Origin of the sequence: Serratia bockelmannii (assembly GCF_008011855.1) — a bacterium.
In the GTDB taxonomy this organism is placed as follows: domain Bacteria; phylum Pseudomonadota; class Gammaproteobacteria; order Enterobacterales; family Enterobacteriaceae; genus Serratia; species Serratia bockelmannii.
On record NZ_VOUX01000024.1, the window covers coordinates 70,678 to 90,746 of the forward strand.

Sequence of the window (20,069 nt, forward strand, 5' to 3'; positions counted from 1 at the left end):
ACACAATGTTGATTCTCGATTGTTCCTCACGACCTCAGGCGTTGCATACATTATCTGCCGGGTTTGGCTGTAGCCCAGAAAAGCTGAAAAAATTACTGCTTTCGCTCGATCTTGAAAGTATCTACGAGCTTAATCCTCGCTTGTTGGTTGATGCACCCCATTACCTGAGAGAGTACGTCTGTGCGGAACTGGGCGAACCTGGTCCATTCACCCGAGCTCTGTGGTTTCATGGTACCCGGACTTTCGCCGGTAATACTTTTCCGGCGGGGTTACTGGCGCTAAATCAGTCAGAGCCACTCGCCATGAAAATGCTGCTCGAGCTGGCCCCGAGTGAGATGGTCCGTAAAAACCTGCGGGAATGGGATGTTCCGGGGGGCGTCCCGGACGAGATGTTTCAGCTCAGAACCGGCGATAAAATGCACTGGGGACCTTATGGTCATCTAGTCCGGGAATTACATTTTAACGCCAGTGAAAATGGACAGCATGATTACCTCTGGCTGCCGGAGCTGGTCGAGGATGTCTGTAATGCCTACCAGGAGAAATATGGTCACGATCTTAAACCGCATTATCTCAGAGTGCTTCATCCCTGTATTGTCTGGTTCGAGGGGGAGATTGTTTATGAAAAAGGAGTTCTTGAAACAGCTCTGGCATATGCCTATACATCAGTCCGTGACCTCCCGCCGGACGGGAACGCAACTTTCGGCATAGACTGTGAGGGAAAATCTGTGTCCAGATCGGCCATTGCCAGAATTGAGTTTCTGCAGCACCGGGTTCCTGGCCTCAGTGGCTCCTGACAGGTGGATGGCACGATGAGCAATCAAGCACACTTGGCGCACATCCACTTGCTGGTCAAAACCAATGCGTTTAACGTTTACACACTGGCCAGCACAGAGACCTGGCAGATGCCTTCGGTCCGGGACATCGCCGTGGTCCGGGGGCTGATCCCCCTGACCGACATGCAGCTGGCCCACCGGCTGGCGGTGGACGAGCGTACCATCCGCAAATGGAAATCCGGTCAGACCCGGATGGTGTACACCACCTGGTGCTGTCTGTGCTGGATGGCTGGACTGGGGATGCCGCTCGATAACATTATCAGTGACTAAAGATACGCTTCCAGATGCGTCTGAGTATGAAACGTCTCTGGAATCGCCAGTTTCGTTTCCAGATATGAAGAAGGTCGTCAAAATTGGTCAAAAACCACGTTAGACCACGGTAAGCGACCACGATTGCCCAGATGAACTGGCCGATGGCGATTAGGGTATAGATGACAGCTAATACTGCAGTTATTAATGTAGACATATTGTTCTCCTTAATGTCTGTGTTTATCTGCAAATATTTACTGCCAGGGGGGCGGCCTTTAAGGCCGGTTAGAAAAAAAAACTGAAAAAAAGTTTTCCTTTCCTCTTTGTTGCTATTTAAGGCTTAGTCATTAAAGAATTTTGCACATCAGGCAATAATCCCCAATTCGCAACAATGTGCAGGTTTTTGTGACTTTTTAGCAATAATTCTTCTTTCCCTCTCTGCAGATCCGAAAACTCATTGTTTCGGATCAGCGGATCGTCACCCTGCCCCGCCATCCCGGCAACCACAACATGTGGCACCGCTTCAGCTGCGTTTTCTTCTATATATTGTGTTTTGCCGGGGTGATCGTTAACGGCGGTTTTCGGCCGACAACCGCGCTGTGATTATTTTCCCGCCGTGGTACACTTCCGGAAAGTTGCCATAATCCAGAAAGTCGGATCACCTGAAAACCGTCGTCCGGTAATTTAATGACGTGGCTATATGGCTGCTTATTATAATGTGAGTGATGTTTACGGCAGGAAACTGCGAGGGCGATCATCGTCACTGAGGGGAAGGGGTAAGGTGATTGCGGGAAGTGATAATTTTATTAGAGGGTAAAGCTAGGATGGTTTATAAGGACGTGATTGATGAACTGATTGCTGACGGTCATAAAACAGTCACCCTCTATGAGAATAGGCTGAGCACCGATGACGACGATGTACCTATTACCCAATATCTGATTATTACAGTAAACGGTGACGTTGTTGCCCGACGGATCGTTTCCTTCGGCTGCAACTGGTCAATGATCTTTTGGCCGCTTCCTTCCTCAATGTGCTCATCCCTACGGGAGATTTGGGAAATCGATTTATCCAACAGAGAGGAAGCGTACTCACTATTGAGCATATTTCCGTAATGCTGTCCGGGGAGATTAAAGAGCTGTGAGGCAGACAGGATTTTACACTCAATAAGGAACACACATGGGTGACTGGTTTATTGCCACCGAGGGCGTGAAGATCGTCAAAGACAGCCCCGGCCTGTGGCCGCAGATCATCACGGCGGTGGCGTCCATCGGGGCGGCGCTGGGTGGTGTGGGGCTGACGCACCGCTTTACCCGCAAACGGGAGCAGGCGGCCGCTGAGCAGAAACTCGCGGGGGAGCGTTATTTCATCGCCACGGAGCTGGTATTCAAGCTGGAAGACTTTGCGGAAATGTGTGCGGAAGTCTCGCAAGATGATGGCAGGCGGGATGAAGGAGATGAATTCCGGCCTACTGTCAGTGTGTACTCCCTTGAATTTGATGACGTGACCGGTGACTGGCGTGCCCTGCCTCCCCCGATCATGTACCGGGTGCGGGAAATGAGCGTTCTGCAAGCTGAAGCGCGCGGTTCGATTAACTTCCGCGATGAAGTCGACACTTCCTCAAGGCATGACAGCTATTATCGAGAGAGGCAGTATCAGTATGCACGCCTCGGCCTGCGGGCTCTCTTGCTGGCCAAACGTCTGCGCAAACTCACCGGCATGCCCTCTTCTCGCCTCGACAAGTACGACTGGTCGCCGCAGAAAATCCTGTGGCAAAGCTGGCGTGAAGGGCGAAAGTTTAGAAATGAGGAACGACTGGATGAGGAATAATACATGAGCGGTTTAGTGGTGCCGGCATTCTACCCGGCGATGCCGGCGCAACCGTCGGTGGCTGGCGTTTCGTTGCCGGTCGCCATCGACTACCCGGCCGCGCTGGCGCTGCGCCAGATGGCTCTCGTCCATGACGAACTCCCGAAATACCTGCTGGCGCCGGAGATCAGCGCCCTGCTCCACTACGTGCCGGATCTGCACCGCAAACTGCTGCTGGCCACGCTGTGGAACAGCGGCGCCCGGATCAACGAGGCGCTGGCGCTGACGCGCGAGAATTTCGCGCTGGCGCCGCCCTACCCGTTCGTGCAGCTGGCCACCCTCAAGCAGCGCACGGAAAAGGCCACGCGCGGCGCCGGCCGGTTGCCGGCGGCCAGCACGCCGCCGCGCGTGGTGCCGCTGTCCGATCCGCAGTACGTCGCGCAGCTGCAGACGATGGTGGCCACGCTGAAAATTCCGCTCGAGCGCCGCAACGCGCGCACCGGCCGGATGGAAAAGGCGCGGCTGTGGACGATCACCGATCGGACGGTGCGCAGCTGGCTGGCGGAGGCGGTTGACGCCGCGGCGCGCGACGGCGTGACGTTCTCGGTGCCCGTCACCCCGCACACCTTCCGCCACAGCTACGCGATGCACATGCTGTATGCCGGCATTCCGCTCAAGGTGCTGCAGGCGCTGATGGGGCACAAGTCGGTAAGCTCGACCGAGGTGTATACGAAGGTGTTTGCGCTGGATGTGGCGGCGCGGCACCGGGTGCAGTTTCAGATGCCTGAGGCCGAAGCGGTCAGCATGCTGAAGGCCCTGAGTCCGGGGCAGTAAACCCCTTCTGCATAAAGGCATCCTGTACTGTTCCGGATTGTCGTTCTACCTCAACGAAAAAATACGATCAGCAAAAATTTTTGATGGACAATTTTTCCGAAAGTGCCGGAATGTCCAGGCTGGATAGCATTTTTTGTGCGTCCCCGGGGGGCGTCAGTGGAAGGTTTATCATTGAGGAACGCGAGCTGGACAGAATACCTGAATGTCTAACGGCGCGGGTAATTAAACGAGAGCCGTAAAAAAGGCCGCTGGCGCGGCCTAAATGTATGACTGTTTACTCTAAAACCCACGTTATGCCACCATCGCGGCTTCTGTGGACAGTGTTAAATGCTGGTATATTTTCGTGATATTGCTTTATGACAATTTCACTGTCCGAAATTATCTCAACATCAGCGGTCATCGTGCCGTAGTTGATTCTGCACTGGCCGATGCAATAAATGTGATAAAGCCCTGTTAATACATCACTTCTAAGCGGCTTATGCATACTCTCTCCTGTTTCCTTACTGAATGATTTTGGTACATAGATTTTCACGGGTTAATGCGTTTTTCGGTGTCATCCAGTAATCCCGGATTGTTGAACCAATTCCGCGCTTCTGCATAGTTACCAACATCGATTGCAGCCATGACGTGAGCCAGCGAATTCATAGCGCTGTCACGCGACAAGGTTCCGTTCTTATAACCATCAAGAGCAGCATTGATCAGGTTTTCCATACCTTTATGGTCGGCGGTAGTTAAAGTTTTTTTAGTCATATAAAAGCCCAGAGCTATTGGTTAGTGGAATTGAGAATATGGGGATAAATCCGTGGGTTTCAAGGTGTTAGCCGCGTCAAAAAGTGCTAGATGCAACTGAGGGAACTGGACAGAATGACCTGTATGTCTAACTGCGCGGGGATTAACGAAGCGCTGGCCCTGACCAGGGGTGATTTTTCACTGGCACCACCCTATCCGTTTGTGCAGCTGGCGACACTCAAACAGCGTGCGGAGAAAGCGGGGAAACGGCCGGGAGGACTCCCGCCGGCAGTCAGGCGTACCGGCAGAACCGAGAAAGCGTGCATCTGGGAGATTACTGACCGCACCGCCCGCACCCGGCACACCTGCAGCAGACGGGGTGACCTTCTCTGTGCCGGTGACGCCGCACTCGTTTCGTCATTCCTACTCCATGCACATGCTGTATAACGGGATTCCGCTGAAAGTGCTGCAAAGCCTGATGGGACACAAGTCGAATCAGTTCGACGGAGGTGTATACCAAGGTGTTCGCCATGGATGTGGCGGCGCAGCAGCGCGTGCAATTCTCGATGCCGGGGGCAGAGGCGGTGGCGATCCTTAAAGGTCGGCGCTGAATGGCCGATAGGTGAAACAGGCAGGCCGGTCAAATGACCGGCCTATTTTTTTCCCTGGTGTTTTCTGGCGTACTGCATGGTTGGTGTCTCAGATGTTTAGTAACTCTAAACAAGTTTGATGTTAAGTGATGCTAAACATGTCGTCAATCCCTTATCTGACGACAGCCTATGGTTCCTCAACGACTGAAAGCCGCGCGCCGGCGAGCCGGACTCACCCAGGAAAAACTCGGTGTGCTGGCCGGTATCGATGAGTCCACCGCCCGCTCGCGGATCTCCCAGTACGAGAACGGTACTTACACGCCGGCGTTCACGACGATGTGCGCCCTGGCACGCGTGCTCAACGTGCCGGAGTGCTATTTCTATATACTGGATGAGGGGTTTGCGGAGAAAGTTCTGGGATTATATGAGTCTGAGATTACATCATTACACGATGACAGGATTGTATAATCCTATAATTAAATAATTATAGGATTACATGATTATTCATTATCTTTCAGCCAATTACCAATCAACTCTATAGTGATCTCGGTCATTTCCTTATCTTGTTTCAGACAAGCTAGCTTAAATCTCTTATGCAGGTCTTCGTCGATATTCATCTGCAGTTTCTTCGTCAGCCCCTTAGGGGCCTGAATAGCCTGCAGAGCCGGGTTCAGCTGTTTATGTTGTCCCAGTTTCATCTTCATTGGATCAGCTCCAGGATTTCTTTGGTCATTACATCAATTTCTCCTTTCGCTTGGCTGTCTGTCGTATCATAGACGGTGCCGCCATCCAGCATGGTTCTGATGTATGCCTGCCGCTGGCCTGTCCCGGTTTTTAATGCTGGGATGCCAGTATCGGCAATGGATTCTTTGAGGACTTCCAGCATTTTTGCAGACGACACTTTTTTGGTTATCAGGAACCTGGCTGTTATAGGTTGTAGATTTTGCCTCGCCTCTATAACTGCAATAATTGCGCTGCATGCTGCGAAATCTAGCGGGGAAGGTGTTACCGGGATTAAAACGAGATCGCTAACCATAACTGCAGCCGATGAGATTGCCGAGATTGCCGCGGCGCCATCGATGATGATGAAGTCATAACCTGTGAGCTGTTTCCGAACGGTGTAAACCTCCTTCTCAGAAGACGCTTCCGCCAGGTCGAACTTGCATTTATCTTCCTCATACCAGTTGCCAATACTTGCCTGTGGATCTGTATCGACAACAACTACGCGGAAACCTTGTCTCGCCAGACAGGTTGCAACGTTGATAGACGTCGTTGTCTTCCCGACCCCCCCTTTACCATTCAAAAATGAAATAACGTTAGTTTTCATACATAACCTCACTGTAGAGTAATCCTGTAATCCTGTAATCCTGTAATCCTGTAATCCTGTAATCCTGTAATCCTTGGCGGATCTCCGATTAGAATCACATAGTTATTTGATTATGTAAATATGTAATCACATGATTTTGTAATCCTGTAATCCTGTAATCCTGTAATTATGAAATCCTATGATTTTATGATTCTGTAATCTTTTAAGGCTATGGCCAAGAAACTCTGTGTTGCCGTTGTTTCCATTGCAGCGTCACCCATTAACTCGCCGCGCCTAACATAGCCTCGCCTTGGTCTGCGGCAAGTATTCGCTACCGCCGGCTGCTTTACCCGTTCGCACTCCCTCCACGTTGTTCCAGTCGCTTGCGCATGCGGCTTCAGCAGCCGTACCTGCCTCATCCCTTGCCGGCGTGGCTAGTTCTTGCGCTATGGCGAGAAATGGGTTCTCGCCTCCATAGGGAGACAACACCGTGAACAACCAACTTTCCTTCGATGCTTTGCTGACAACTGAAGCGCCAGTGAAAAATGAATCAAGAACCACGCCCAGTGAAGCCAGGAAACTATTTATCAAAACGTTCTCGTGCGTTGCTACTTACCATCGGCGCCTCGATGTTTTCCGTGACTTTATTCGGCTGGCTTCTAATGAACTTGACCTGGCACGCGTGCGATCGGAGGAGGGGAGGGAAGAGGCAATGCAGATTTGTAAACGGTATGAGGCTGCCGATTTAGAAAAGATGCACCATTTGTTCTGTTTCCTGGTTGATGCGTTGGAAGCTGGAATGCATGACCTGTTGGGGGGGGTATTCATGGAACTGGAATTCGGCGCCGCATCAATGGGGCAGTTTTTCACGCCGCTTGAACTTTCGCGCTTGATGGCAAGGCTGACAATCGGAGAACACGTTAACGAGCTGAAACAGCGACCGTTTATTACGTTGGATGAGCCGGCCAGCGGATCGGGAGGGATGGTGATCGCTGTGGCCGAGCACTTGTTAACGCAAGGCTATAACCCGCAGCAGCAGTTGTATATTCGTTGTACTGATATCGATCCGATGGCCGCCGATATGTGTTTTGTACAGCTCGCATTATTGGGGTTGCCTGCAACAGTTTATACCGGCAATACCTTATCCATGAGTATGTCGAAGGTTCGCCATACGCCGATTTATTACATTAATGGATGGGGTGAGAAACTTCGCTTGCTTGATATCGCAACTCGATTCCAAAAAGTGCTGCAAGCGGTTTAGTTTTAGGGAAGGGGAGACAATTCTCCCCTTTTTGCTATTGGTTTCCGGCGACGTTGAGTCGCCAAAAACCAACGATCGGTCGCTTGCAGCCGGCGATGCCGGCGCCGCTTTCACTGCCCGGCCGCTTGTGCGGCCGTTCGCTAAGGCAGCCAGGCTAAAGGCCTGGCACTTTCTGGTGCATCCCCTCAGGCCCGGCATCCGCGCAGAGAGACTGTCCCCGTGACAGACGCTGAGCCGGGGCGCCGCCGGCACAAGGGTACGCGTTGCCGGCGTCCTCACCCGTTCGCACTCCCTTCCTCCCTGCGGTCGTTTGGTCGCTTGCGCTGCGGCCTGCGGCGCCGCCCTTGTACCGTCAGCTGATACCCCGTCTCGGTCTTGTTGTCACGGCGCCAGGCTCCCCGCGCCGGCGAAAGCCAAAAGGGGAATACACCAGAAAGAAGTCGTAACGGGAGGGTTTATGACGAAATCACTGAAAGAGATGTTGGCCGAGCTGGCTGTTAGCAAACAGGGCAATCCGCTGCAGGACGAGCGCACGGAGGACAATTTGGCCCGCATTTCATTGGCAGCGGAGGCTGTGTTGGCTTTCTTGGCTAGATGTCCGGGTGATGAACGCGACGTCACGTCGATTTTCGCTGATTTAATGGCCGATTTATTCCACTTGGGGCACCGCCTGCACATGGCTGGATTTTATGCCGATTTTCCATTATGGCGGCAGTCTGTATTACTCACCGCCATGGGCCATTTTGACGCTGAAATTACCGAGTTTTCAGAGGAGGTGATTTGTCATCCTCATGCGGCCTTCGCACTGCTGTCGTTCCTAAACAGCCGTAAGCAACCTGATCAACACATCAGCGTATCGGCACGCTTACTTGCGACTGAACTGGTCATGATGAATACCCGTCTTGAATCGTTACCGAAAGCTAATGCACTGGCCGCCGTCATCGCCGAAATCTACAAGTAATCATTAGGGCGGTGCGCCTGCCGCCCTATCTAATTATGGTATCAATATGAATAATAAGATTTATTTTAAGGGTAAAAAGACAATTGAGGTGATCACACATGCGCGTCAACAGGGGAGTGATGTGCTGTTGGTCAAGGATGAGGGGGTGTATTTGATGGCGGCATCGCATGCCAAAGGAAAGCGGTTATTGGCCTATGCGGAAGGGTTGGATCCGACGACCCGTGACAGTAGAGACGTATTTGATGAAGCCTGCCGATTATGTGGCGGTGACGACTTTATGGAGCGTCTCCCGTCGGACGACCCGACCTTTGATCATCTGCTGGAGAAACAAGGTTATCTTGAGTTTCTCATTACACAAACCGAGTTCTGTATGACGTCTGTGGGTTAAAAGCGACGCCCGGTTCGCATTGGTGATAGTTCCGCGGTGTGGCAAAGCCCCCTTGATACTCATATTGAGCATCAAGGGGGCCTGTGGCGGGAACTCTTCAATAATAAAGTGACTCAGTTTGATGCGTAACAACGAAAGTTAGCAACCAATAAACTCATATTGAGTTATTTAAATTACTCATTTTGAGAAACTATAGCTTGATGCGCTCTCTGATTTACTTATAATGATACTCAAATTGAGTAACTAAAGGGTTGTGAAATGCATATTTGCTGTGATGATGGTTCTACCAATGTGAAGCTGGCCTGGTATATGGCGGGGAATTTACATACGACCCTATCGCCTAATTCTTTCCGTCCAGGATGGAAAATCGACGGCATCGGCAGCCGTCGGACGTACAACTATTCCGTTGATGGCCTGAAGTACACCTTTGACGATGTTAGCCAGCAGGCGATCAGCACGACCAATATTGAGTATCAGTACGGTGATACCAATCTGCTCGCGGTTCACCATGCCTTGCTAAACAGTGGCATTGAGCCACAATCGGTTAAGCTGACTGTCACATTGCCAATCAGCGAGTTCTATACCGATGACTGTCAGAAAAACACAGTCAATATTCAGCGAAAAATCGACAACCTGCTTCGACCTGTGACGTTGAATAAAGGAGACGCTTTTACGGTGACAGCAGTTGAAGTGATGCCTGAATCCCTACCGGCGGTGTTTTCTCACTTGGTCCAGGAGAATGTTGGGCCGCTGGAAACGTCCCTGGTTATCGATTTGGGTGGCACAACGCTTGATGCCGGGGTGATCGTCGGGCAATTCGACGATGTGACGGCGATCCACGGTAATCCTACCCTGGGTGTTTCTATGGTGACGCAGGCCGCGCTGACGGCGCTGCGTATGGCGGACAGCGATACGAGCGCCTATGTGGCGGATACGGTGATCCAGCGTCGTCACGATCGGGCCTTTTTGTCACAGCTGATAAATGATGCTTCCCGTGTTGATGACGTTATCGCCGCGATAGAGCACGGTATCACCCGGCTTGGCGATCGTGTAGTGAACGAACTGGCGCGATTCCGCCACGTTAACCGGGTTTGGCTGGTCGGTGGGGGCGCTCCGCTGATAGAATCCGCCGTAAGAAAAGCCTGGAAACTGTCGGCGGAACGTATAACGTTGGTCGAAAACCCGCAAATGGCGCTGGCGAGTGAAATGGCATTGTATAAACAAGAGGGATAACCGTGAGCGAAAACAGCAGTGATACCCGCCGAAAATTTACCAGCTATTTGCAGCTGGACTGCGAGGCAGATCGCCAAGCTCTGAATGTGGTTGAATCCATTTCGCAGCGAGTGCGCGGGGATTTTCTGCGTAATGCCATCATCACAACGGCGGCATTACATCAGCTCGATTCACGATTACCAGTATTGTTGGCCACGATGTATAACGGCCAGTTGACCAGCGAGCAGCTGGTCAACCTGGTCAGTCAAACAACAGGCTGGAGACCCGAAATGGCCGCGATCCGCGACGTGGTTATGGCGTTGTCTGGTGATAATTGTCGATTGGTGGATCCGGTTGAACCTGTACAGCAGCGTAGCGAATTGGGGCCCCTGGATGAGGCTCGCAAGAAATTGGATAAATTGCTCTAAGGGGCAATTATTGCCGGTTTGTCTGCATTTTTGTCTCGTTTAGGGTGCAAAAATTGCCTGTTTTTTAAGGGGGCAATGCATGGATGTTTTTGAGTTGAGATTATGGCGCGCCGGCCAATACTTTTCGCTGTCTGAGGCGCGTTCGCTGCGCCTGGGGAGCCATTGGCGGCAAGAGGATGCCGCCAATGCTCTGGGGGTGTCAGAACGGACTTATCGGACCTATGAAAATAGTGGCGTGTCCCGAACAGCTCGCCTGGGGATCCAGACACTGATGCTGGTCCGCTTGTTACCCGATTTGCGTCGAATGGAGCAACCGCAAATCGTTTTGCAACTGCAGGCGCTAACGCGCCACGATCAGACTACACCTCAGTCCAGGGGCGTGGTATCGCTTATTATGCCTTCAGCAGGTATGAAGGCATGGCGAGGGGCGCTGGGTTGGACGCAAAAGCAGACCGCGGATTATCTTGGGGTTTCGCTTCGGACCGTCAAGAACTATGAGCAAGGGGTTTTGCCGCGTCGACTGATGTTGGCCGCACAGGCTGTTACGCTGATAACGTTGTTGCCGGTCTGGGCAACCTATCCGTCAGCCAGGTTACTGCAGGTTCTGGAGCAACTGGTTAATATTGAAGTGAAATAACACACTGTTTATGGTGGCCAATTCTGGCCACTCAAAGGATCCCCGGCCTTGCCGGGGCCCCATCTCTGACTTCAACTTCTGCGATTTGCATTTTTTCCGCCCTGCGGGCGGGGATCTAAATGGTATGTCGTCGCCTGGGCTTACGCCGTAGCCCGAACGTAGCCGTGCCGCTGCGCCTGCAAGGGTACGCGTTGCCCATATCCTCACCCGTTCGCACTCACTCTCTCCCTGCTGTCGTTCGCTCGCTTGCGCATGCGGCTTGCGGTATGGCCCCTGCATTCTCCGCTTTCCGCACGTCTGTGTTTTGGCTACGGCGCAAGCCGATATCCGACAACCTGACTGGAGAAGAATTATGCCGAATTGGTGTGCAAACCGCCTTATCGTGACTGGGACGCCTGATCAACTTACCGCTTTGGCCGAATTTTCACATTGCGAAGGAAGTGACAGTTTTTTCAGCGATGTTGATGTTGCATTAGTGGAGTTCGACGGTGAAATACAGCTGGATTTTCATACCCGGTGGGCTCCCCCTGAAGGTTCCGAGATCCGCAGTCTGAGTAAGCGTTTCTCCTGCCATATTTGCCACACGTTTTGCGAGGAGGGGGAGGGTTTTTGCGGGTATCACGTCTATTCAAGTGGCGAATATATAGATAGTGCCAGTGACGATATTGAATGGTCAGACGATCTGGACGAATACGGATATGCCGAGGTTGTAGGCCCGGAGTATGTCTTGGGGAATGTACCAGATTACGGTGGTTAACGATTTTCTCGCGCTCCTGACAGGGCGCTTAACTGAATAATACGGAATATTAGGATGCTTGCAAAAATGACTATCGCAGGGCTTATTGCCCGGCTAAACCGTTATCCCAATGACGCGCTGTGCGTGGCCAGTTTTTGGCTGGATGATGATTTTCTCGCGTTGGATGCAACGTTGACGGCTGACGATATTGAGCTGGCGATGGAGGTTGTCCATGACAATCATGATGCCAATATTGGCATCAACTGGGACGTGCTGCAGAACGCGATTGATATTGTAAAAGTTCAAGAGTGATAGCTTGCAGCCGGTCTATGACCGGCGCCGCATCCACTGGCCGCCATGGGCGGCCGTTAAGGAAAACCGTTACAACGGCTTCATGGCGCACTTTTCCTGGCATCTTGTGCCGCGGCGTTCACTTATGCTGTGACGGACGCTGCCCCGTTCCGGTACGACAACAAGGGAAAGCTGGCGCCCGCTGTCCTCACCCGTTCGCACTCCCTGCGGTCGTTTGCGCTGCGGCTTCCGACATCGCCCTTGCTGTCGTCCCCAATGGAACGTGGCGGTCTGGTGTCACAGCAACGTGCTCCCCGCTCTGTGCAAGAGCGAGAAAAAGTGCACCATAAGTGAAGCCGGAGAATGAAGTATGAATACTGCAGTAAACGCCACCCAGCCAGCAACAGAAGTGAGCAGAATTGAAATTACCGATCCGCGTCGCCGTTTAGCTTTTGTACCTCAATTATTCGCCACGCCGGTAGGTGAACGCTTGGCCATCAACTTTTTAAGCAGACACAGCAATTACGATGGGGGAATGTGGAATTTTTATGAGGTTCCAGTAGGGCTCACCGGCCGAGTCGGGCCATGGGCTGACATGATTATTAACCACCCAACCGGTTACATCGCGCCAGCGGATGGGGTTTATCGTTTAACTATTCCGGGTAATTACTTCGATGCTGATGTTTCGGCGGATGCTGCAGGGATCATCGCAACGCTTTTTGTTTTGAATCACCTTTCCTGGAAAGCTTCAGAACTGGGGAAAGATTATGCGCTGACCTGTCAACGATTAATCGAGCGCCAAGATGCGCTTAAAGATTACATCAGTATCATTCAACACCCTGAAAAGTCGCTGATATTCCAAGCCATCGATTAATAATTTATCCGGGCGAGTAGCCCGGATATCTCCTCCACGTGTGATGTATCGACGTTGCGCGCGTTTGGTTTTTAGCGACGTTGAGTCGCTAAAAACCAACGATCGGTCGCTTGCAGCCGGCTTCGCCGGCGCCGCTTTCACTGCCCGCCCGCTAATGCGGCCGTTCGCTAAGGCAGCCAGGCTAAAGGCCTGGCACTTTCTGGTGTATCCCCTCAGGCCCGGCATCCGCGCAGAGAGACTGTCCCCGTGACAGACGCTGAGCCGGGGCGCCGCCGGCACAAGGGTACGCGTTGCCGGCGTCCTCACCCGTTCGCACTCCCTTCCTCCCTGCGGTCGTCCGTTCGCTTGCGCTGCGGCCTGCGGCGCCGCCCTTGTACCGTCAGCTGGTACCCCGTCTCGGTCTTGTTGTCACGGCGCCAGGCTCCCCACGCCGGTGAAAGCCAAAAGGGGAATACACCAGAAAGAAGCCGGATTGGCCTACCGCTGGATGAAATTCATTACTGATGGAGGAGTTAACCATGCCAAAGACCATAACTAAACCAAAAGCTAACAAAGCAGAGCCGAAGAAAAACGCGGCGGCGAAGTTTGTCGAAGCCGCGCTGGCCAAGGCCGAGCGTAAAAATCTCATGCTCAAAGAGCTGACTTTTTCGGATCAGAATGCGCGTATTACCCCTCGCTCTGAGGAAGATATTGAGGAGATGGCAACCAGCATCGAGGCCACGGGTCTGTTGCAGAATCTCGTCGTTCACCGCATGGCGGATGGCCGATACGGTGTGGACGCCGGTGAGACCCGCCGTCTTGGGATGGATTTGTTGATGGTGCAAGGGCGTTCAGCTGCTGGCGTCCCGGTAACGCCGGAGTTTATCGTTCCTGTTTTAGTCGTCGATCAACAGGACGCCTATGCGATTTCTGTCGCGGAGAACGTGCGCCGCACCAACCTGCAACCTGCCGATCAGCTCGAAAATATCCGTTTGTTGGCGATGAAAGGAACGCCCCCTGAGCAAATCGGCGCCATCCTCGGCTTCAGTACCCTGCATGTTAAAAAATGCCTTAAGTTGACAACCGTAGCCCCTGCGCTGCTGGAGCTGCTGAAAAAGAATCAAATCAATTTTGACCAGCTGGCGGCGTTGGGCGCGACGGATGATCACCAGCGCCAGCTTCAGGCATGGGAAAAGAGCAGCTATTACGCGAACCTCCGCAAACCGAAGGCGTTACGCGAAGCTGTGTTGAACGATGAAGTGTCGGCGGCAGACAGCCATATCGTTGAATTTGTCGGACTGGAAGCCTATCAGGCTGCAGGGGGGGAAACTCGAGAAGATCTGTTTGCTGAAAGCGTCATCCTGACAAATCCGCTGATGCTGGAGACGTTGGCTATGGCCAAGCTGCAGGCTGCGGCAGATGAAGTGGCGAAAAATGAAGGGTGGGCATGGGCGGTTGGCCGCAGTCGAGAGGTGCGGAGTTATAACGGAGACGAAAAGACCTTCGAGATCCTTTTTGTTCAGGCGAAATTGAGCGACGAATTGCAGACAGAGATGGATCAGCTGCTCACCGAGCAAGAACTGCTGGATGACATGTTTGATACTGCTGGACTCGATGCAGACGAAGAATGGGAACATGCGCCGCGCGTTGAGCAAATTGAGGCGCGCATCAACGAGATCAACGACGCCGCCGAGATCAATAAGTGGTCGCCGGAAGTTCGTGCGACGGCGGGCGTAGTCGCTTACCTGAAAGATGGCCAGATCCAAATCCAACGCGGCTTGATGAAAGTGGAAGACATCAAGCAACAAGAAAAAGCCAACCGCGAAGAAATCAAGAAGAACACCCCACCGTCAGAAAAAGGGCTTTCCCAAGTATTGGTGGCAAGTTTGTCCGCCGAACGTACTTTGGCAGTATCTGCGGCGCTGGCGCAGAACACCAACGTCGCGATTGCACTCCATACGTTCACGCTGGCACGGCGGGTGTTCGACGCGGGATATTTCTATGTGTTGCACACCTCTGTAGAAAGCATGCGCAGCGGCTGCTTATCCCAGTCAGAAGAGGCTGGCAGCGTGAATGGTATCGCTAACCTGAAACTTAACGAGATGCATGAGAGCTGGTTGAACCAATTTCCTGAAAATTGGAGCGAAAGCTTTGAGTGGCTGCTGGCGTGGCCACAGGGTGATGTTCTCCGGTTGTTGGCATACTGCGTTTCCCACGGCCTCGATGGCCGAGACAGTTATCTCAAGGATAAGCGGGTTGGCACCAAGCTGGATTCGGTAGAAAAAGCCCTCGATTTCCAGATCGGGGAATGGTGGAAGCCGACGAGTGACAACTATTTTTCGCGGATTGGCAAAGACCAGATCGTTGATGCTCTCAATAGCGCCGGTGAAACCGGGAAGGCCAAAGATGCCGAGGGCATGAAACGTAAAGATGCCGCTGAGTTCGCCGCGGCGGTGCTGAGCGAAACCGGTTGGTTGCCGAGCTGCATGGCACCGCAGCCGCAGGCCGATACGGAAAACCGGGCTAATGCTACGGCCAGTTCTACAAACGCCAATGATACTGACGCTGACGACAGCGCTGCCGCCTAACTGACAAAGGAGCTGCCGCCCTCGGGCGGCAGAACAAACATTATGAAAAACCAAAAATTAAGCCTTGCGCAGTTAGCCGTAATGAGTGCCTTTGAGCTGGAGCAGTATCGTGACCGGGGCAGGGAGGCGCGTCGTCAGTTGAACAACGTTGTTCTCGGCCAACTGGCGCTGCCGGATGGGTGGAACGCCATTGCGGAAGAGGCCAGCGAGTTTTGCGGGCAGGTGCCTGTTGTTTGTCGTATCAGTCCAACAGGGGATGACAATCTGGCCATTTACCTGTGCAGTGCTGGGAGTGAAGTGCCGGAATGGTCAGCCTTTCTACCATTCCAGGAATCAACAAATCAGGCTGACCAGGGAAATCGTGTCGCCTGGTTACATACTGCGGAGAATTTTGACCCGGAGACGGTCAACAAGGTGTTGGAGACTGTCGGTGATTACTACCGGCACGGGTTTAACCAGTCAGCGCAGCTGGCCGCCGCTCTACGGATGGGAGGGCTGTGCGTATGATCCCGAACAGCCGCGCACTGGTGCCGATAAACGAATATCAGCATGCCGCCGTCCATGCCGTGGCATTGGTCGAGCGCAAGAAGGAGCAGGGCAAGCGGCTCGCTGAATTCCCGTATGCCAAAGCCTTTTTTAAAGTGTTGAACAATGGGCGGGTGCAGGTTTTAGCAAACGACATTCGCCTGATTTCATCCAATTATTTTCCTAATGAACGGGGCGGTGCAAACATCGCGCATTATGTAGCGGCATTGGACAGACTGATCGAAAGCGGTGGACAGTACAGCCCGCTGCCGCTTGCTGGGGATGTCGCTGGCAAGCTGTTCCCGGCTTACGATGTCCTTTGCCGTGAGCGCCGCGAACGGCAGTGGGATATGCAGTATGAGCGACAGGAACGGCGGCGTTCTCGTGAAGAACAGCAAAAGCGCCGACGCTACCAAAACCAGTTAGCGCAGGCAGAAGTCGAGCTGGCGTTTTCAACGCCGAGCACCCTTGGGACATGGTATGCACGTTGGAGCAAGCAGGACATATTTGAAGACGATCTGGTTGAAAGCGTTCTGACATGGGTAGAAAGATTCCCCAGTATGGCAGGCAGGGGGTTGCAGCATTACAAGAGCGACGCATTGTGGAGCGTGATGGAACGATTGACGCGAGCAGATGCTGATATTTCTGAGACAGAACGACTATTTAATGCACTGCTCATTCCAAATAAGTTAAGGCTTGCTGCAGGGGAAGCTGCAATAGATTCTGAGTTAAATTTGTCCTAAGAAACAATAAACTGAGAAGGCGCCAAGTGGCGCCTTTTTGTTATTGGTATGTCAGGCAGACCACGGATGCTGGAGCTTCCTCCGGTGGCAGGCCGCTCGCGACCCGCCATCAGCCCTACTCGACTAGCAATCCGCACGCGGTCAGCAAGTCTCGCCGAACCCGCGTTGCGGTTTCGGGCCAGTAGGCTAAGGTCTGAAAGCCAAAATCAAGATCGACAACCTACGCTTGCAGCCGGCTATGCCGGCGCCGCTCCCACTGATCGCCCCTAGGGCGGCGATCGCTAAGGGCGACCCGTCGTTCCGCCGTGCCGAGGGTGTTCATCCTCATCAATTCCCTGTGGCCATCTCTCTGAGAGTTTTTGCGGAGGGCTATTCGTAGCGCCATTCCGTTCAAAAAACAAGGTTCTGGCAAGCCACGCCGCAAGCGGCGCCCTTGTTTTTCTCCGGGCCTGTCGCAACTCGGCCCTATGCCGCAAAGAACTCGCTGAGATATGGAATCACAAGAGGAATAGAGCAGAATGAACCCCGATAACGTCAACGTCAAAACCGCCGCTGCAGAATCTGCCGAGATATGTGAAAAGGCAGGAATGTGCGAACCAGAGGCCCCAGATCCGTGGGAAAAGCCCGGCGTGCAATATCCCGCCGCCGTTCGAGCATTGGAAATGGAGTTTTGCTATTTAGATGACCTGAATGACCTGTATGCGCAAAGCAGCACGTCACCCGACGAGCTGGAGCAGGCGCTCTATGTGATTTTCGGCAGGATGACTGAGCTTGTCCAAAGCTGCGGGGCTGATTATAAGCAGCCGGACAAACCGCGAGTTGCCTACGAAATGATCCAATACTGGGTCAGAGGGCAACGGGTTGCACAGCGTGACTTCGGGGAAATCGGTCAGCGCGCCTGGGAGCATGCACGTTACAGACTGGCGCAAGAGATGGCGGTGGAGCACTCGTACAACTGACCAGCTGGATGATATTTTATCAAAAAGACCTGTTAACAGGTCTTTTTGATGGTATGATAAGACCTGTTAAGCGGTCATATTAAGTCGAGGATACCATGCCAAATATCATTCTGAGTGACACAAGTGCGAGCATCAGCGAGCTGAAGAAAAACCCAATGGAAACCGTTAGCGCCGGTGCCGGTTTTCCGGTGGCCATACTGAACCGCAATCAGCCGGCATTTTATTGTGTGCCGGCGGTGCTCTATGAGCAAATGCTCGATGCCCTCGATGATCAGGAGCTGCTGAGATTGGTCAATGAGCGCCGTAGCGAAGCGCTGGTTGATATCGATCTGGATCAGTTCGCATGACGTATACGGTCAAATTTCGTGAGTCGGCTCTGAAAGAGTGGGGCAAGCTGGACAAAGCGCTGCAGCAGCAGTTCGCCAAAAAACTGAAAAAATGCTGCGAGAACCCGCATATTCCTTCAGCAAAACTGCGGGGGATGCCGGGGTGTTACAAAATCAAGCTGCGCGCCTCGGGGTTTCGTCTGGTTTACGAAGTGATCGACGATTGCCTGATTATCGCGGTGGTTGCCGTCGGCAAACGTGAGCGCGGCGATGTGTACCAGCTGGCCAGTGAACGTCTTAAATAAAAAACCATGCAGGCATTTGGCCTGCATTAATCTCACTGCGGATAGAAAAGGAACGGAAATGAAGACGATCAGAGCCGAGATTTTCGAGCTGCTCCCTGGCAAGTTGCCCGCGGCGAAATACCTGCAGCCCGGCAAATGTGCCTTCCATGCCACAACAGGCTCTCGCCGGCTTTTCATTGGTGAGACAACTCGCCAGTACTGGACGCGCGAAAAGTATGAAAGTCCCGAGGTTGGGAACACGGAAGCCTATGTTAACTACACATTCGCCCAGGCATCCGGGGAGCTTGCTCTGGAGGAAAGAGAGGTTCCCGTTTGCCTGAAGGGCGAAGAAGGGGATGAGCATACGGCGGTGCTTTGCTATATGACGTTGCCAGTGAAAAAAGAGGGGGCTACCGCTGAGGAATTCCTGGCTGAAGTTGAAGATAAGCTGACGCTCACGTTGGCGGTACAGTATGTCTATGATTGTCTGGAGGCGGAGCGCAGAGAGAGTGCCTCCGGCGGGTCTGGAGAGATTTTCATCAATGACTTCTGATAGGGAGGTAAAGAGTGGGAAATAATGTCTTTACCATTAAACATGAATACTCAAATATCGACTTTTCCGCGCTGAGTGATTCTGAGCTGACAGAGCTGATAACGCGCGCCATGACCGAATTTCAAAACAGATTGGATAAGCCTGTATTTGAAACTAGAAGAGAAGAAAGGAAGGTTGTTTATTCACCTTCTTCGCGACAATTGACATTTATAGAAAAGTGTCTTTCAGGTGGATATGTTCACGCATCAATGAAAGACGAATATAAAGCGCTTGCTAAGGAGTTTTCGGAGTGGTTCAGGAGTAAGGGATACCCAACAGATTTGCGGGGTTCTGACTTTGAACGCTGGAAACGCTATTACCAAAAGTGAATATATAACATTTACACTGCCGAACAGGCAGCTTAGAAACTCTGGGTTAATAACGAGAATTTACTGTCGTACAGGCAGATGCATTAAAATTAAGCTATGAGCTTCCTCCGGTGTCTGGCCGCACGCGTCCAGCCATCAGCCCAACTCGACTAGCCGCCCGCCTGCGGTCGCCAAGTCTCGCCGAACCCGCGTTGCGGTTTCGGGCCAGTCGGCTATGGTCTGAAAGCCAACTGCAACATCAAAGACTAGCGCTTGCAGCCGGCGATGCCGGCGCCGCTCTCACTGCCCGGCCGCTAATGCGGCCGTTCGCTAAGGCAGCCAGGCTAAAGGCCTGGCACTTTCTGGTGTATCCCCTCAGGCCCGGCATCCGCGCAGAGAGACTGTCCCCGTGACAGACGCTGAGCCGGGGCGCCGCCGGCACAAGGGTACGCGTTGCCGGCGTCCTCACCCGTTCGCACTCCCTTCCTCCCTGCGGTCGTTTGGTCGCTTGCGCTGCGGCCTGCGGCGCCGCCCTTGTACCGTCAGCTGATACCCCGTCTCGGTCTTGTTGTCACGGCGCCAGGCTCCCCGCGCCGGCGAAAGCCAAAAGGGGAATACACCAGAAAGAAG

General features: G+C 53.0%; 25 protein-coding genes and 1 pseudogene. 23 read left to right on the forward strand and 3 right to left on the reverse strand.

The window, feature by feature from the left end:
- The first annotated feature begins 5 nt into the window (after positions 1-5).
- From FOT55_RS12855 to FOT55_RS12880, 4 genes are all read left to right on the forward strand, one after another.
- Positions 6-794: a hypothetical protein gene (locus FOT55_RS12855; protein ID WP_128885014.1), complete on the forward strand. Its 789-nt coding sequence runs from the start codon at positions 6-8 to the stop codon at positions 792-794.
- Between the two features lie 15 nt (positions 795-809).
- Entirely contained in the window at positions 810-1,103 is a 294-nt protein-coding gene (locus FOT55_RS12860) for a korC (protein WP_128885015.1), read from the forward strand.
- Between the two features lie 1,155 nt (positions 1,104-2,258).
- Positions 2,259-2,909 (forward strand): hypothetical protein, encoded by a 651-nt coding sequence (locus FOT55_RS12875; RefSeq protein WP_128885018.1) that lies wholly within the window; start codon positions 2,259-2,261, stop codon positions 2,907-2,909.
- Between the two features lie 3 nt (positions 2,910-2,912).
- Positions 2,913-3,722: a site-specific integrase gene (locus tag FOT55_RS12880; protein WP_128885019.1), complete on the forward strand. Its 810-nt coding sequence runs from the start codon at positions 2,913-2,915 to the stop codon at positions 3,720-3,722.
- Between the two features lie 528 nt (positions 3,723-4,250).
- On the opposite strand, the gene FOT55_RS12885 is transcribed toward FOT55_RS12880, so the two are convergent.
- The gene (locus FOT55_RS12885) at positions 4,251-4,472 is read right to left on the reverse strand and encodes a hypothetical protein (protein ID WP_128885020.1); all 222 of its coding nucleotides are present in this window, start codon (positions 4,470-4,472) and stop codon (positions 4,251-4,253) included.
- Between the two features lie 99 nt (positions 4,473-4,571).
- Here FOT55_RS12885 and FOT55_RS12890 point away from each other — a divergent pair.
- A pseudogene (locus FOT55_RS12890) lies at positions 4,572-5,062 on the forward strand (tyrosine-type recombinase/integrase); the annotation flags it as partial.
- 168 nt (positions 5,063-5,230) lie between these two features.
- Positions 5,231-5,509, forward strand: a complete 279-nt coding sequence (locus FOT55_RS12895) for a helix-turn-helix transcriptional regulator (RefSeq protein WP_128885021.1) — start codon at positions 5,231-5,233, stop codon at positions 5,507-5,509.
- 32 nt (positions 5,510-5,541) lie between these two features.
- Here FOT55_RS12895 and FOT55_RS12900 read toward each other — a convergent pair whose 3' ends face one another.
- Positions 5,542-5,745, reverse strand: coding sequence for a plasmid partition protein ParG (locus tag FOT55_RS12900; protein WP_128885022.1), 204 nt, complete (start codon positions 5,743-5,745; stop codon positions 5,542-5,544).
- Positions 5,742-6,368, reverse strand: coding sequence for a ParA family partition ATPase (gene parA, locus FOT55_RS12905; RefSeq protein ID WP_128885023.1), 627 nt, complete (start codon positions 6,366-6,368; stop codon positions 5,742-5,744). Before parA ends, FOT55_RS12900 begins: the two co-directional genes overlap by 4 nt.
- A 469-nt stretch (positions 6,369-6,837) precedes the next feature.
- Here parA and FOT55_RS12910 point away from each other — a divergent pair, with 469 nt between their 5' ends.
- From FOT55_RS12910 to FOT55_RS12990, 17 genes are all read left to right on the forward strand, one after another.
- Positions 6,838-7,608 (forward strand): N-6 DNA methylase, encoded by a 771-nt coding sequence (locus FOT55_RS12910; protein ID WP_128885024.1) that lies wholly within the window; start codon positions 6,838-6,840, stop codon positions 7,606-7,608.
- Positions 7,609-8,065: 457 nt separating this feature from the next.
- The gene (locus FOT55_RS12915; protein WP_128884948.1) at positions 8,066-8,569 is read left to right on the forward strand and encodes a hypothetical protein; all 504 of its coding nucleotides are present in this window, start codon (positions 8,066-8,068) and stop codon (positions 8,567-8,569) included.
- Between the two features lie 46 nt (positions 8,570-8,615).
- Positions 8,616-8,957 (forward strand): DUF3085 domain-containing protein, encoded by a 342-nt coding sequence (locus FOT55_RS12920; RefSeq protein ID WP_128884949.1) that lies wholly within the window; start codon positions 8,616-8,618, stop codon positions 8,955-8,957.
- A gap of 258 nt (positions 8,958-9,215) precedes the next feature.
- Complete coding sequence (gene parM, locus FOT55_RS12925) at positions 9,216-10,190, forward strand: plasmid segregation protein ParM domain-containing protein (protein ID WP_128884950.1); 975 nt, start codon at positions 9,216-9,218, stop codon at positions 10,188-10,190.
- A 2-nt stretch (positions 10,191-10,192) separates the two neighbouring features.
- The gene (locus FOT55_RS12930) at positions 10,193-10,597 is read left to right on the forward strand and encodes a plasmid partitioning/stability family protein (RefSeq protein ID WP_128884951.1); all 405 of its coding nucleotides are present in this window, start codon (positions 10,193-10,195) and stop codon (positions 10,595-10,597) included.
- Between the two features lie 79 nt (positions 10,598-10,676).
- Complete coding sequence (locus tag FOT55_RS25535) at positions 10,677-11,234, forward strand: helix-turn-helix domain-containing protein (protein ID WP_222706555.1); 558 nt, start codon at positions 10,677-10,679, stop codon at positions 11,232-11,234.
- A gap of 352 nt (positions 11,235-11,586) precedes the next feature.
- Positions 11,587-11,991, forward strand: a complete 405-nt coding sequence (locus FOT55_RS12940) for a DUF1281 family ferredoxin-like fold protein (protein ID WP_128884957.1) — start codon at positions 11,587-11,589, stop codon at positions 11,989-11,991.
- Between the two features lie 54 nt (positions 11,992-12,045).
- A complete protein-coding gene (locus FOT55_RS12945) occupies positions 12,046-12,282 on the forward strand; it encodes a hypothetical protein (RefSeq protein WP_128884958.1) in 237 nt (78 codons plus the stop codon).
- Between the two features lie 349 nt (positions 12,283-12,631).
- Positions 12,632-13,135, forward strand: coding sequence for an antirestriction protein (locus FOT55_RS12950; RefSeq protein WP_128884959.1), 504 nt, complete (start codon positions 12,632-12,634; stop codon positions 13,133-13,135).
- 518 nt (positions 13,136-13,653) lie between these two features.
- Positions 13,654-15,702 carry a ParB/RepB/Spo0J family partition protein gene (locus tag FOT55_RS12955; protein ID WP_128884960.1) on the forward strand — a complete coding sequence of 683 codons (2,049 nt, stop codon included), beginning with the start codon at positions 13,654-13,656 and terminating at the stop codon, positions 15,700-15,702.
- Positions 15,703-15,744: 42 nt separating this feature from the next.
- Positions 15,745-16,209, forward strand: coding sequence for a conjugation system SOS inhibitor PsiB (gene psiB, locus FOT55_RS12960; protein ID WP_128884961.1), 465 nt, complete (start codon positions 15,745-15,747; stop codon positions 16,207-16,209).
- Entirely contained in the window at positions 16,206-16,970 is a 765-nt protein-coding gene (locus FOT55_RS12965; protein WP_147823536.1) for a plasmid SOS inhibition protein A, read from the forward strand. The genes psiB and FOT55_RS12965 overlap by 4 nt, the downstream gene beginning before the upstream one ends.
- A gap of 518 nt (positions 16,971-17,488) precedes the next feature.
- A complete protein-coding gene (locus FOT55_RS12970; protein ID WP_147823537.1) occupies positions 17,489-17,929 on the forward strand; it encodes a dehydrogenase in 441 nt (146 codons plus the stop codon).
- Between the two features lie 95 nt (positions 17,930-18,024).
- Positions 18,025-18,276 (forward strand): type II toxin-antitoxin system Phd/YefM family antitoxin, encoded by a 252-nt coding sequence (locus FOT55_RS12975; RefSeq protein WP_147823538.1) that lies wholly within the window; start codon positions 18,025-18,027, stop codon positions 18,274-18,276.
- Positions 18,273-18,560 carry a type II toxin-antitoxin system RelE family toxin gene (locus FOT55_RS12980; RefSeq protein ID WP_004929861.1) on the forward strand — a complete coding sequence of 96 codons (288 nt, stop codon included), beginning with the start codon at positions 18,273-18,275 and terminating at the stop codon, positions 18,558-18,560. The genes FOT55_RS12975 and FOT55_RS12980 overlap by 4 nt, the downstream gene beginning before the upstream one ends.
- 58 nt (positions 18,561-18,618) lie before the next feature.
- On the forward strand, positions 18,619-19,092 hold the full coding sequence (locus FOT55_RS12985; protein WP_141174044.1) for a hypothetical protein: 474 nt from the start codon (positions 18,619-18,621) through the stop codon (positions 19,090-19,092).
- A gap of 14 nt (positions 19,093-19,106) precedes the next feature.
- The gene (locus tag FOT55_RS12990) at positions 19,107-19,460 is read left to right on the forward strand and encodes a hypothetical protein (RefSeq protein ID WP_141174045.1); all 354 of its coding nucleotides are present in this window, start codon (positions 19,107-19,109) and stop codon (positions 19,458-19,460) included.
- The last annotated feature ends 609 nt before the right edge of the window (positions 19,461-20,069 follow it).